The sequence below is a fragment of the Duganella sp. BJB476 genome, from assembly GCF_003416895.1.
Taxonomy (GTDB): domain Bacteria; phylum Pseudomonadota; class Gammaproteobacteria; order Burkholderiales; family Burkholderiaceae_D; genus Rugamonas.
Window position 1 is genome coordinate 1,505,537 of record NZ_QVIO01000001.1, and the last position, 12,766, is coordinate 1,518,302.

The 12,766-nt window shown below is 63.7% G+C and carries 12 protein-coding genes; 8 read left to right on the top strand and 4 right to left on the bottom strand.

Annotated features, from left to right (window positions below; all coding sequences use genetic code 11):
- The first annotated feature begins 7 nt into the window (after window positions 1–7).
- Entirely contained in the window at window positions 8–895 is an 888-nt protein-coding gene (gene mmsB, locus D0T21_RS06620) for a 3-hydroxyisobutyrate dehydrogenase (protein WP_116989249.1), read from the top strand.
- A gap of 3 nt (window positions 896–898) precedes the next feature.
- Here the strand turns inward: mmsB and D0T21_RS06625 are convergent, their stop codons facing one another.
- From D0T21_RS06625 to D0T21_RS31990, 3 genes are read right to left on the bottom strand one after another with little or no spacing between them, the layout of a single operon-like run.
- Window positions 899–2,137, bottom strand: a complete 1,239-nt coding sequence (locus D0T21_RS06625; RefSeq protein WP_116989250.1) for a D-amino acid dehydrogenase — start codon at window positions 2,135–2,137, stop codon at window positions 899–901.
- Window positions 2,138–2,141: 4 nt separating this feature from the next.
- Window positions 2,142–2,636, bottom strand: a complete 495-nt coding sequence (locus D0T21_RS31985) for a hypothetical protein (RefSeq protein ID WP_158567964.1) — start codon at window positions 2,634–2,636, stop codon at window positions 2,142–2,144.
- On the bottom strand, window positions 2,528–3,421 hold the full coding sequence (locus D0T21_RS31990) for a serine hydrolase (protein ID WP_158567965.1): 894 nt from the start codon (window positions 3,419–3,421) through the stop codon (window positions 2,528–2,530). The genes D0T21_RS31985 and D0T21_RS31990 overlap by 109 nt, the downstream gene beginning before the upstream one ends.
- A gap of 150 nt (window positions 3,422–3,571) precedes the next feature.
- Here D0T21_RS31990 and D0T21_RS06635 point away from each other — a divergent pair, with 150 nt between their 5' ends.
- The 6 genes from D0T21_RS06635 to D0T21_RS06660 all read left to right on the top strand — a co-directional run bounded on the left by D0T21_RS06635 (window position 3,572) and on the right by D0T21_RS06660 (window position 10,601).
- Complete coding sequence (locus D0T21_RS06635) at window positions 3,572–4,456, top strand: N-acetylmuramic acid 6-phosphate etherase (RefSeq protein ID WP_116989251.1); 885 nt, start codon at window positions 3,572–3,574, stop codon at window positions 4,454–4,456.
- 25 nt (window positions 4,457–4,481) lie between these two features.
- Window positions 4,482–5,372, top strand: a complete 891-nt coding sequence (locus D0T21_RS06640) for a LysR family transcriptional regulator (protein ID WP_116989252.1) — start codon at window positions 4,482–4,484, stop codon at window positions 5,370–5,372.
- A 195-nt stretch (window positions 5,373–5,567) separates the two neighbouring features.
- Complete coding sequence (locus tag D0T21_RS06645; protein WP_229211359.1) at window positions 5,568–8,333, top strand: TonB-dependent receptor; 2,766 nt, start codon at window positions 5,568–5,570, stop codon at window positions 8,331–8,333.
- A gap of 113 nt (window positions 8,334–8,446) precedes the next feature.
- Window positions 8,447–9,373 (top strand): LD-carboxypeptidase, encoded by a 927-nt coding sequence (locus tag D0T21_RS06650; protein ID WP_229211360.1) that lies wholly within the window; start codon window positions 8,447–8,449, stop codon window positions 9,371–9,373.
- A gap of 82 nt (window positions 9,374–9,455) precedes the next feature.
- Window positions 9,456–9,932, top strand: coding sequence for a helix-turn-helix transcriptional regulator (locus D0T21_RS06655; protein WP_158567966.1), 477 nt, complete (start codon window positions 9,456–9,458; stop codon window positions 9,930–9,932).
- A 129-nt stretch (window positions 9,933–10,061) separates the two neighbouring features.
- Complete coding sequence (locus D0T21_RS06660; RefSeq protein WP_229211414.1) at window positions 10,062–10,601, top strand: nucleotidyl transferase AbiEii/AbiGii toxin family protein; 540 nt, start codon at window positions 10,062–10,064, stop codon at window positions 10,599–10,601.
- A 34-nt stretch (window positions 10,602–10,635) separates the two neighbouring features.
- Here D0T21_RS06660 and D0T21_RS06665 read toward each other — a convergent pair whose 3' ends face one another.
- The gene (locus tag D0T21_RS06665) at window positions 10,636–11,691 is read right to left on the bottom strand and encodes a GGDEF domain-containing protein (RefSeq protein ID WP_229211361.1); all 1,056 of its coding nucleotides are present in this window, start codon (window positions 11,689–11,691) and stop codon (window positions 10,636–10,638) included.
- A 261-nt stretch (window positions 11,692–11,952) separates the two neighbouring features.
- Between D0T21_RS06665 and D0T21_RS06670 the strand changes: the two genes are divergently transcribed.
- Complete coding sequence (locus D0T21_RS06670) at window positions 11,953–12,759, top strand: ferritin-like domain-containing protein (RefSeq protein ID WP_116989256.1); 807 nt, start codon at window positions 11,953–11,955, stop codon at window positions 12,757–12,759.
- Window positions 12,760–12,766: the final 7 nt, after the last annotated feature.

The window sequence follows — 12,766 nt, forward strand, 5'->3', positions numbered from 1 at the left end:
AGACAAAATGCATATCGCTTTTATCGGACTGGGTAATATGGGCGCGCCGATGGCGCACAACCTGCTGCGCGCGGGCCGCACGGTGTCGGTGTTCGACCTGTCGGCTGCGGCGACGGAGAACCTGCACGGTGCAGGCGCACGCGCCGCCTCGTCGGCCATCGCAGCGGTGCAAGAGGCGGACGTGGTCATCACCATGCTGCCGGCGGACCGCCACGTGCGTGAGCTCTACCTTGGTGAACAGGGCATTCTGGCGCACGCCGCATCTAACGCGCTGTTCATCGATTGCAGTACCATCGCCGCCGATGCCGCGCGCGAAGTGGCGGCCGCTGCGGCCAAGCTGGGCCTGGCGATGATCGATGCGCCGGTCTCGGGCGGCACAGCCGGCGCGACTGCCGGCACGCTGACCTTTATCGTTGGCGGCGAGACGGAAGCGCTGGAGCGCGCCCGTCCCGTGCTGGAGCAAATGGGCCGGAACATCTTCCACGCGGGCGGACCGGGGGCCGGGCAGGTCGCCAAGATCTGCAACAACATGCTGCTGGGGATACTGATGGTGGGTACGGCGGAAGCGCTGAACCTGGGCGTGTCCCACGGCCTCGATCCTAAAGTGCTGTCGGATATCATGGCCAAGAGTTCGGGCCGCAACTGGGCGCTGGAACTGTACAACCCGTGGCCCGGCGTGATGGACAATGTGCCTGCCTCGCGCGGCTATGCGGGCGGCTTCGGCACCTCGCTGATGCTGAAGGACCTGGGCCTGTCCCAGCAGGCCGCCCAATCGGCGCAGGCCGTCACACCGCTGGGTAGCCTGGCGCGCCAGCTGTACCAACTGCACCAGCAGCAAGGCCACGGCCAGGAAGACTTCTCCAGCATCCTGCGCCTGTTCCAGCAAAACACTTGATCGTCACCGGCGCAGCGTCAGTCCATCCAGCGCGATGGGCGATGCCGCGCCGCGCAGCATGCCGGCCAGTAGGCTGGCCGTGCCGCAGGCGAAAGTAAATCCCAGCGGGCCGTGGCCCACATTCAGCCATAGATTGGCATAGCGCGTGCCGCCGATGAGGGGCGCGCTGCTCGGCGTGGCCGGCCGCAAGCCCGCCCACGCGTTGGCCCGATCGTAATCGGCTGCATCCGGCATCGCTTCCCTGGCCAGCCGCACCAGGCCCTGCACGCGACGCTGATTGATGCGCGTGTCGGCGCCCACCAGGTCCACCATTGCCGCCACGCGCAATTGCGCACCGATGCGCGCGTACAAAACCTTGCGTTCAAAGTCGGTCACGCTGATCTCGGGCGCCACGTCATCCGCGCGGATCGGCGCGGTCAAGCTATAGCCTTTGAGCGGATACAAGGGCAGATAGATGCTTGCGCTTGCCGCCAGGTCCCGGCTCTGGATGCCGGCGGCCAGCACGAAATGGTCGGCCCGCAGCGGACCGGCGGCGGTGCACAGCCAGGCCACTTTGCCGCGATCGGTACGTATCCCGGTCACATCGCGATGCACCACGCCTTTAAAATTGGGATGGCTTTGCAGGCGCTGCATCAGCTTCACACAGAACGCGTGACAGTCCGCCACCGCTTCGCCGGGATTGAAGATGCCGCCCGCCAGATCGCCTTGCAGGGCCGCCAGCGCGGGCTCGCGCAGTGCCGTGGCGGCCGGCGTCAGCACTTCGGCGTCGGCGGCGGCCAACGCGGCTGCGTGCTCGAACAGCTGCGCGCTGCGATACACCACCAGCTTGCCCGCATCGCGCCAGGCGAAATCGGATAGCGGCACCTGCAGCGACAATTCGTTCATCGCATGGCGGCTCAGCTCCCCAAGTTGCAGCAGCGTCGCGGTGGTGCGTCGGTTGGCCGCGGCATTGCAGTTGCCGAGGAATTGCGCCAGCCAGCGCCACTGCCGCCAGTCCGCCTCCGGCCGAATGCGCAGCGGGCCGTCCGGTTGAAACAACCACCGCAAGGCCTTCAGGGGCACGCCCGCGTCCGCCAGCGGCGACACGTAGCGATAACTGAGCTGTCCGCCGTTGCGGTAGCTGGCCATGCTGCCAACCTCGGCCTCACGCTCGACCAGCGTCACGCGGTAACCGGCCTCGGCCAACCACCATGCCGACGTCAAACCCACCACGCCGCCGCCGATGACGATCACCTCGCTCATCGCATCACCGGCCGAGGATGGCGCGACGATACAGCGCCGTCAGGATGCGCTCTTCGCTGCGCGTCATCGCCGAGTAGCGGCCGGGATTGCTGTCCGGGTCGGCACCGGTGCCGCCGATCAGCGACACCATGCCGTTGCCATGCTGGAGGTCGACCACGAAGGTGGAAATCAAACCATACGCCTCACCCAAATGACCGGATGCGCTGAAGCCGCCGCCCTCAACCAGGCGGTTGTCGTCGAAGCGCTGGTTGCCCAAGCCCCAGCTGTGGTACAGGCCGCGATAGGTATCGCCATTGCTGCCATTGTGCTTCCACTGCTGGCTGAACATCAGCGCCACCGACTCCGGCTGAAGAATCTGGCGGTCCTGGTAGCGGCCGCCATTGGTCAGCATCAGCATGACCTTGCCCAGGTCGGCGGCCGAGATGCGCAGGCCGCCTGTCGGACTGAACAGCGTGCCGTTGCTGCCGACGACGTAGCCGGCGATGCCGGCTGGCGGCACAGGCGGTCGCGCGCTGTAGTCGTCCACCTGCGCAATCCAGGGGCCGTCGGGATGCCACACCTCGGTATCGATGGTGCGCTTGCGGTACAGCGTCGCCACGTTGTCGATTTCGGTCGTGGAGAATTCGGACGGATTGTATCCTCCGTGCAGGCCCATCGGCTCCAGCAACAGGCGCTTAACAGGCGCTTCATCAGCCGGTCGAAGCGCTCGCCGCTGACTTTCTCCATGATGGTGCCGATCACACCCCAGTTCAGGTTGGTGTACGTGAAGTAGCCGCCCGGACCGTGGTCGCCGGCCCACATGCCGGCCGCGCCGCTGGTCAACCGGTCGCGGATGGCGACGTCCGCACCCCAGAAGTAGCCGGCCTCGTCGCGCAAGGACGAGGTATGCGTCAGCAACATGCGCAAGGTGATCGCCTGCTCGGGGAAGTGGGGATTGCGCAACGCATAGCCGAGATAGCGGCTCACGTCCGTATCCAGTTCCAGCTGGTGCTGCTCGATCAGCCGCATCACGCCGAAGGTGGTCATCATCTTGGAGATCGAAGCGATGCGGTACATCGTATCGGCATTGGCCGGCGCGGCCGCCGGTCCGATGCGGCGCTGGCCGGTTTGATATTGGTACTGCACCTTGCCGCCGCGCACAGCCAGCACCGACAGGCTGGCCAGCGGCATCGCCTGGTCGGCGGCGATGGCGACCAGTTCCTGGTCCAGCGTAGCGGCCATGCCGCCGCCGCTGACGCCCGCCATCAGCAACATCCCCATCAAGGCCTGCATTTCACGTTTCATGTTGGCCCAAAAAATAGACTCGATGGACAAGAATACTGTGCGCGGAGGCCGCCTGCCAATGAAAACCGGCTCTTGCCGTATAACTTTTCGGAATGCCTGCCCGGCAAGCTTTCATGACTGCGCGACGAACTTCGAGCTTACACTTTCAACATGCTCAAAACCGAAACCCCCAGTCAGGAACATGCCGGCCTGGACCAGTATCCGGTGGCCGCGCTGGTCGATACGCTGATCGCCGACCAGCTCAACGCCGTCGCCTCGGTGCGTGCCGCCGCCGACGTGATCGCCGCCGCGGTCGAAGCAGCGGTGCCGCGCATCGCCACCGGTGGACGGCTGATCTACGTCGGCGCCGGCACCTCGGGACGGCTCGGCGTGCTGGACGGGGTGGAGCTGCATCCGACGTTCTCCTGGCCACATGAACGCGCCTTGTCGCTGCTGGCCGGCGGCAAGGGTGCCATGTTCAAAGCGGTGGAGGGCGCGGAGGACGACGGCAAGCAAGGCTTCCTCGACCTGGCGGCCTTGCTGCCGCAGCCCGACGATGTGGTCATCCTGTTGGCGGCCTCCGGCAGCACGCCCTACGTGCTGGGCGCGCTGGACGCCGCCCGCACCGCCGGCGCACTCACCATCGGCATCGCCAACAACGTCGATGCCCCGGTGGCTGCGCGAGCCGAGTTCGGCATCACGCTCGATACCGGACCAGAAGTCATCTCCGGCAGCACCCGCCTGAAGGCCGGCACCTCGCAGAAGATCGTCCTCAACACCATCTCCAGCGCCATCATGGTGCGGCTGCACAAGGTCTACGGCAACCTGATGGTCGACATGAAGGCTTCCAACGCCAAGCTGCTGCGCCGCGCCGTGGCGCTGACCATGCACGCCACCGGCGCCGACGAAGCCAGTGCGCACTTCGTGCTGGAGCAGTGCGACTACCACGTCAAAGCGGCGATCGTGGTGCTGTTGCGCCAGATCCCGGTGGCGCGGGCGCGTGCGTTGCTCGACCAAAGTGAGGGCAGCGTGCGGGCGGCACTCCTGCTACAGTAGCGCATCGTCATAGCGAAAGAGGAAGATGCGGCTGCGTCACATAGAAGTTTTTCACGCGATCATGCAAGTCGGCACCATCAGCGGCGCCGCCCAGGTGCTGCACATCTCGCAGCCGGCCGTCACCAAAGTCCTGCAGCACTGCGAACTGCAACTGGGCATGCCGCTGTTCGAGCGCGTGCGCGGCAAGCTGTATCCCAAGCCGGAGGCGCACCGCCTGTTCGCCGAAACCGAAAAACTGAACCGCGACCTGCAAAGCATACGCCGCCTGGCGGCCAGTCTCAAGGGCCGCGCGGTGGAGACCATCCGCCTGGTGTCGACGCCGACCGTGGCCGCCAGCGTGCTGCCGCAGGCGATGAGCAACTGGCGCCGCGCCTTCGCCGACACCCGCTGCGAACTGGCGACCCACCACACCAGCGAAATCGTCAACACCCTGCGGCTGGGCGAGGCCGATCTCGGCCTGTCGCTGCAAGACCCACGCCATCCCGGCATCGTCGCCGAGCCGATCGCGCAGGGCGTGATGACGGTGATCGCGCCGCTCGGCCGCTGGTCCACCGCGCAGACCGCGCAACCATTCACCGCACCGGCGCTGGAAGGCGAGCTGATCGGCTATGCCGACAACGATCCGCTCGGCGACCAGGTGTTGGCGTCCTGCGAGGCGCAGGGCATCACGCCACACTTCCACACCGTCGTGCAGACCTATCAGATCGCCCGCTCGCTGGTGGAGGCCGGCGGCGGCATGGCGGTGGTCGATCCCTTCACCGCCGCATCCGGCCGCGGACGCCTGCAAAGCCGGCCGTGGGCGCCGGCAATTCCGATCCAGCTCTACCTGCTGACGCCGGCCCATGCGCCGCTGTCCCACGGCGCCAGCCAGCTGGCCGCCAGCATCGCCGAGGCCGCCCGCGCTCTGCTCGCCTAGTCTTTATTCCGAGGAAATGTGGTTTTAAAGATACAAATGCCTTTCCTGAAAGTTCGCGCCGCTGGCATGCTGCTGGGGAGAGCGCGACTTCATGACCAAAAGTTATAGCGGCAAAAGCTAATTTCATTGGCTGGTCAAGGAAGCAAGGCGCTAATCTGGAAAAATAAGAATTCAGATTCACCACAGGGAGAGACCGTGAAGGTTAAAAAACTGGCGCATATGATTGCGCTGATGGGCGTGTTCGCCCCGGCAGCGGGTCCGGTGTTCGCACAGGACGGCACGGCAGTCATGCAGCGCGTGGAAATCACCGGCAGTAGCATCAAGCGCTTGGCGAAGGAGGGCGCGTTGCCGGTCCAGGTGATCAACTACGACACCATCGAAAAATCCGGCATCACCAGCACCGAGCAGCTGATCCGCAGCCTGTCCGCCAACGGCACCGGCGCCGACAATATGACTTCCGGGAACAACGTCTTTGGCGCCGACGCCGACCGCGTCAGCGGCGGCGCCTCGTATGCGTCCTTGCGCGGGCTCGGTCCCAACAGCACGCTGGTGCTGTTGAATGGCCGCCGCATCGCCACCTTCGGCGCCAGCGCCAAGTCGGTCGACCTGAACGCGATTCCGCTGGGCGCGATCCAGCGCGTGGAGATATTGAAGGACGGCGCCTCGGCCATCTACGGCACCGACGCCATCGGCGGCGTCATCAACTTCATCCTGCGCACCGATTACCACGGTCTCGAAGTTTCGCTCAACGACAACTTCACCCAACATGGCGGCGGCGCCAACCGTCGCCTGTCGCTGTTGGGCGGCATCGGCTCCCTGCAGAAGGAAGGCTTTAACGTCATGGGCAGCGTCACCTATGACAACAACGAAAAGCTGAGCTCGCACGACCGCGCCTTCGCCAACGGCTTCCAGCCGGCACGCGGCCTGTCTCCGGACACCACCGGCACGCCTTACGCCAACCAGCTGACCGGCGCCGGCACAGCGCTGGGCACCGGCTTCAAGCGTCCGGGCGATCCCACCACCTATCTGCAAGCGAATCCCCTGAGCTTCCAGGGCAAGTGCGACTCCATCCCCGGCATGTCGCAGTACCAGACCGCGCTGTGGAAGGATGTGACGGCGGCGACCCGCAGCACCTATTCCTGCGCCTACGATTACGGCGCCGACTACATCATCAGCTTCCCGGTCGAACGCCTGAACGCGGTCTCGCGCGGCACGCTGCAAATCAGTCCCGAGCACAAGCTGTTTGTCGAAGCGCTGTACGGCCACAACAAGGCCACGGCGGAATTGACGCCGCTGCAGATCTCGACCTCGCTGGCCGCCGGCAATGCCTATCCGGTCGGCGGCGCGTACTACCAGGACCTGTCGGCCTTCATTCCGACTTTCGACAAGACCAAGCCCATCATCTACAAGTGGCGCGCCAATCCGTGGGGCAACCGTACGCAGGAGAACGTCACCGACAACGCCCGCTTGCTGATCGGCGCGGAAGGCGTATTGCTGGGCAAGTGGGACTACCGCGCCGGCCTGTCGCACGGCGAGAGCACCACCAAGACCGCGCTGGTCGACGGCTACGGCTACACCAGCAAGATTTATTCGGCGCTGGGCAGCGGCATCATCAATCCATGGCTGACCGCCGGCCAGACCCAGACGCCGGAAGCCACGCAGTTGATTGAATCGACCAAATTCCGTGGCGCTTTCCAGCACGGAAAAACCAGCTTGACCCAGCTCGACGGCAATCTGTCCGGCGAAGTATGGCAGCTGCCGGCTGGTCCGGTGTCGATGGCGGTGGGTTTCGACCTGCGCCGCGAAGGCTACAACTTCGGCCAGGATGTCGACGCCACGCAAATCCTGCTGTCGCCGGGGAACGCCGCGTTGAACGAGGCCACCCGCGACATCAAGGCGGTCTACACCGAGATGATTGTTCCGATCACCAAGGAACTGGAAACCCAGCTGGCCTTGCGCCGCGACCACTATAGCGTCTTCGGCTCGACCACCAATCCGAAGATCTCGTTCCGCTACCAGCCGAACGGCATGCTGGTGTTCCGTGGCTCGGCCAACAAGGGCTTCCTGGCGCCGAGCTTCACGCAGCTGTATTCCGGCCGCCTGTCGCAGGAACTGCCGAACGGGATCATCGATCCCGTCTTCTGCCCGACCCACCCGGGCGATCCGGCCTTCTGCGCCATCGCGCGCCTGCCGTACTTCAGCGGCGGCAACCCGAGCCTGAAACCGGAGACCTCGAAGCAGGGCAGCCTGGGCATGGTGATCGAACCGGTGCGCGGCTATTCGGCGTCGATCGACTACTGGGCCATCAACTCGCAGAACCGCATCCTGAACCGCACGCCGCAAATCGTGCTGGCCAACGCGGCGCTGCTGTCCCAGAACATCATCCGCAATCCCGACAACACGATCAAATACGTCGATGCCGGCTGGATCAACGCGGCCGGCACCAAGACGCGCGGCGCCGACCTGAGCCTGCGCGGCGAGGGCAAGCTCGACAGCTACAAGTGGGCCTTCAACCTGGACGGCACTTATACCCAGAGCTTCAAGTTCGCCGAAATCGAAGGCCAGCCCTACCAGGAATATGTCGGCAACTTCTACACCCGCGACCTGTACCTGCGCTGGAAGCACAACGCCAGCCTGAGCCTGTCGCGCGGCGACTGGAGCGGCATGCTGATCCAGAGCTACAGCTCTGGCTACAAGGACCAGCTGCCGGACGGCGGCAAGGCGGCGCCGCCACCGGGCTTCAACCCGAATGTGAAGGCCTACACCAAGTACGATTTGTCGGCGACGTACACCGGCTTCAAGAACGTGACGATCACGCTCGGCATCCAGAACCTGCTCGATACCGATCCGCCGTTCACCGCGCACAATGTGGATGAAGTGGTGGGCGCGGGCTGGGATCCAAGGGTGGCCGATCCGCGTGGACGGGCGCTCAACATACTGCTCAAGTACAAGTTCCTGTAATGTCCGCAGACCACGGCCGGCGGCGCTTCGCTCACTTGCTGGCCGCCGCGCTGGGGACGGGCGCGGCAGTGGCCACGAGCTCGGCGGCTGCCGCGTCCGCCGGGAGGAAAAGCATGCGACTGATTAAGCCGCGCCGTCTGCTACCAGGAGACCTGGTCGGCCTGATTGCACCCGGTGGCCACACCAATGATGAGGCGCTGGCCCAGGCCGTCGCGAATATCGAGTCGCTGGGCTTGCGGGTGCGGTTGGGGGACAACATCCACTACGTCTACGGCAATTACGCCGGCACGGTCGAACAGCGGCTGGCGGATTTGCATGCGATGTTTCTCGATCCCGAGATCAAGGCAGTGTGGGCGGTGCGCGGCGGCTCGGGCTGCATCTCGCTGCTGGAGCATATCGACTACCGGATGATCCGTGCGCATCCGAAAGTGCTGATCGGCTATTCCGATATCACCTGCCTGCACCTGGCCTTGCTCAAGCAGGCGGGGCTGGTGACGTTTCACGGACCGGTGGCCACCTCCACTTTTTCCGACTACTCGGTGGAGCAGATGCGCAACGTGTTGATGACGCCGCAAGCCAGCTACACGATCGCCATGTCGGCCGACAATCCACCGCCGCGCACCGTGCATGGCGGTGTGGCGACGGGACGGCTCATCGGCGGCAACCTGTCGCTGGTCAGCGCGCTGGCCGGCACGCCGTACGCGGCCGATTTCAAGGACGCCATCCTGTACCTGGAAGAAGTCAACGAAGAACCCTACCGCATCGACCGCATGATGACGCAACTCCAGCTCAGCCAGGGCTACCGCCATGCCGCCGCCGTCGTGCTCGGCATCTGCGAGAACTGCGAAGGCGTGGAAGGCGAGAGCGCGCTGTCACTGGAAGACACCGTCAACCAGCACCTGCTGCCGCTGACCCGGCCCGCCGTGGCCGGCTACTCCTTCGGCCACATCCGCCACCAGTTCACGCTCCCCGTCGGCCTGCGCGCCAGGCTGGACACGGAGCAGCAGACGTTGACCTTGTTGGAGCCGGCCGTCAGCTAGACACCTCATACTGTCCTTCACTTGGAATAGCCGCAATCGGCGCTACAATGTTAAATATACTTAACATTAAATGGCGGTCCGTATGAACTTGGCGCAGATCGGTAGTGAAATTAAGAGCAAACGCGTCCAGGCGGGTCTGCTGCAGGAGCACGTGGCCAATTTTGCGGGGCTTTCCCGTGTAACCATCAATCAACTGGAAAACGGGACGCTGAAGGACCTCGGCTACGCGAAGCTAAAAGCTGTGCTTGATATCTTGGGCCTCGACATCGAGACCGTGCAGGCCTCGGAACTGAAAAATGCGCTTGCGGCGGCCGCGCGCAGCGTCAGTACCAGTTACCGGGACGTGATCACGCCCGACATGCTGTCAGCGATGCTGCGTTCTGGCGCGGCGCCAGAACAATTTCATCCGCACTTGATGGCTTTGCTCGATGAAACGCCGTTACCAGTCGTAGTGAAAGCGATCGCCGAGGCGGCCACGCCCGAGGTACCAGCAAAGAAAATCATGAAGAACCTCAATCTGTGGGCGAAGCAATGGAAGGTATGCAGAACGGTCTGGTAATGGCCAACGCACCAGGGATTCCTCGTACTTGGGAGAGGTTGTTTTTGCACGCAGTGACGATCGTCGGCGAGATCGCCAAGCGCGGACGCATGGATCCATTCTGGACCATGGGGGGGAGGCACCGTGCTCATGCTTCGGTACGGTCACCGTTTCAGCAAGGACATCGACATCTTCGTGCCTGATCCACAGTCGTTGGGTTTCGTCACTCCCCGCTTGAGCGACGTCGCTGAATCGATCACAACCGATTACGTGGAAGAGGCCGGCTACGTTAAGCTTTATCTTCCGGAAGGTGAAATCGACTTCGTCGCTACCCCTAACCTGACGGCACCGGGGTTCGAAATAGAGGTGATCCTGGGACACCAGGTAAGGGTGGAGACCTCCGTGGAAATCATCGCGAAAAAGATGTGGCATCGGGGCGATCGCATCACGGGCCGCGATATCTTCGACTTTGCCCTGATCGCTGAGCGCGAACCCGAGGTGTTGCTGCCGGCCCGTGAATTCATGACCAGGCATGCGGCAGCGGTATTTAAGCAGCTCGACGAGCGATACACGCAGCTGAAGCAACAGTTCGATGCGATCGACGCCCTCAATTTCCACCCGACCTTTGACCAAGCCCACCGGACGCTGAAAAGTTCGCTAACAGCCATGCTCGATACACCCGCCCCGTAATAACCCGCACAAACTGTCGCACTTTTTCCAGCCGTCAGTTAGGTGCGCAAGCCATGCTGGCCTGATACACCTCGCATCTGTTTTTCCCGCTCCGTTTGACTTCGTACATGGCGCAGTCCGCGTATTTCATCAGTTCCGGCAGATTGTCCGCATGCCTGGGGTAGAGGCCGATGCCGATGCTCGCGCCCAGCGGGTAGGACCGGCCGTTCACTTCCACCGGCGTCATCATTTGCGCCAGCAGCTTGTTGCCGATTTCCAGCGCCTGCTCTTCGTTGATCAGCTGCGTCGCGATGACGACGAACTCATCGCCGCCTATCCTGGCGCAGATGTCGGTGCTGCGGGTGTGGCTCTTCAGGCGCGCCGCGATGATTTTCAATACCTCGTCGCCGACGTCGTGCCCGGCCTTGTCATTGATGGGCTTGAAGTTGTCCAGATCGATATAGAGCATGGCGACAACGTGGTGCGGCCGGGTTGCCAGCAACAGCGCCTGGTCGAACAAGGTGCTCATGTAGCGCTTGTTGCTCAGCCCCGTCAATGGATCATGGAAGGCGAGGTCGAGCGCCTGCGCTTCGGCGTCGACCAGGCGTTGCTGGAACAAGGTCAGCACGGCGGTCAGCAGCGAGAAGTATTGGACCAGCACCAGGAAGGTGCCGATCAGGAAGCTGTCCTTGAACCAGGTCGGATGAAAGTAAATCACGATGGGGGCGCCGAACCAATGGATCGCCAGCAAACCACTGGCCACGGCAGTGATCCGTAGCGGCAAGCCGCGAACTTCACCGCTCTTGCTCAAAGCCAGCCAGGCCATGTAGGCCAGCAGGCCGGCATTGACGGTTGCGTAGCCCATCGACCGGAACAGGGGATGGGTGTCGGCGATCAAGGTCACCAGCAGCCAGGTTTCCGCCGCCACCCCGGCGATCCAGAAGCCCCGGATGCGCATGTCCAGGTTCAGGAAGCGCACCATGCCCGTCAACAGCAATGGCTTTTCCAGGATGTTGAAGACTACGTATGCCGCGGTGGCGATGCGGCGGTCCTCCATCGGCAGCAATAAAAAGAGCACGATGCGCGCAATCAGCGCACAGGAGATCGACATGGCCCACCAGCCAGAACCCCGGTTCGTTCGCGGAATATTCCCAACCCACAGGAATAGCAGCGCGAACATAAAATAGATGGTGCTGCCAATTGTGTGGATGATCGCGTGGGACATAGGACCTTCTCCAGTGCAGTCAGTAAATCTTACCTCAGAGAAGATGTCAATTTGAAATCAAGTTGCCCCAGGGGGCTCAGTGTTGTAGCCGCGCATCACGGCGGGGATTTGTTACACTGCGTCCTTTTTCAAGCTTCAAGGAACGCCATGCCCACCCCAACCGAATTGCGCACCTACGCGCTGCATTGCCTGCTAGAGAGCGATCCCGGCGCCAAGGTGGCGGCAGTCGCCGCGATGGCGGCCGCATCGCGCACGGGCGAGTGCGGGCTGGATCCGGCGGGCGCCATCGTGCCGTCAGGCGACATTCCGGGCCGGCCGGCCAAGCCGGAGCTGGTGCCGCCGCTGTCGGTGGGGCGGCGTTCCATGGTGACGGTGGAGGGCAGGGCCATGCTGATCCACGCGCTGGCCCACATCGAATTCAACGCCGTCAACCTGGCGCTGGATGCCTTGTGGCGCTTTCCGGATCTGCCGCAGGAGTACTACATCGACTGGCTGCGCGTGTCCGCCGAAGAGGCGACCCACTTCGCGATGCTGGCCGCCCATTTGCAAGTGCTGGGCTATCAGTACGGCGATTTCCCGGCGCACGACAGCCTGTGGGAAATGGTCGGCAAAACCACGGAAGACGTGCTAGCCCGCATGGCGCTGGTGCCGCGCACGCTCGAAGCGCGCGGCCTGGACGCCATCCCGCCGCTGCGCGCCAAGCTGGCCCAGGCCGGCGACCGCGACGCTGCAGCCATCCTCGACATCATCCTGCGCGACGAGGTGGGCCACGTGGAAATCGGCAACCGCTGGTACAACTACCTGTGCCAGCAACGCGGCCTGGAACCACGCGCGACTTACGCCGAACTGGCCATCCGCTACAAAGCGCCGACGCCGCGCGGACCGTTCAACCTCGAGGCGCGGCGGCAAGCCGGCTTCACGGATGCGGAACTGCACGCATTGCAAGCTAAGTAATCCCCGG

What these genes read in the sequence shown, in the direction of transcription:
- D0T21_RS06635 (WP_116989251.1), top strand. Translation starts at nt 3,572, where the DNA reads ATGCTCAAAACCGAAACCCCCAGTCAGGAACATGCCGGCCTGGACCAG.
- D0T21_RS06660 (WP_229211414.1), top strand. Translation starts at nt 10,062, where the DNA reads ATGCTTCGGTACGGTCACCGTTTCAGCAAGGACATCGACATCTTCGTG.
- D0T21_RS06640 (WP_116989252.1), top strand. Translation starts at nt 4,482, where the DNA reads ATGCGGCTGCGTCACATAGAAGTTTTTCACGCGATCATGCAAGTCGGC.
- D0T21_RS06655 (WP_158567966.1), top strand. Translation starts at nt 9,456, where the DNA reads ATGAACTTGGCGCAGATCGGTAGTGAAATTAAGAGCAAACGCGTCCAG.
- D0T21_RS06670 (WP_116989256.1), top strand. Translation starts at nt 11,953, where the DNA reads ATGCCCACCCCAACCGAATTGCGCACCTACGCGCTGCATTGCCTGCTA.
- mmsB (WP_116989249.1), top strand. Translation starts at nt 8, where the DNA reads ATGCATATCGCTTTTATCGGACTGGGTAATATGGGCGCGCCGATGGCG.
- D0T21_RS06665 (WP_229211361.1), bottom strand. Translation starts at nt 11,691, where the DNA reads ATGTCGATCTCCTGTGCGCTGATTGCGCGCATCGTGCTCTTTTTATTG.
- D0T21_RS06650 (WP_229211360.1), top strand. Translation starts at nt 8,447, where the DNA reads ATGCGACTGATTAAGCCGCGCCGTCTGCTACCAGGAGACCTGGTCGGC.
- D0T21_RS31990 (WP_158567965.1), bottom strand. Translation starts at nt 3,421, where the DNA reads ATGAAACGTGAAATGCAGGCCTTGATGGGGATGTTGCTGATGGCGGGC.
- D0T21_RS06625 (WP_116989250.1), bottom strand. Translation starts at nt 2,137, where the DNA reads ATGAGCGAGGTGATCGTCATCGGCGGCGGCGTGGTGGGTTTGACGTCG.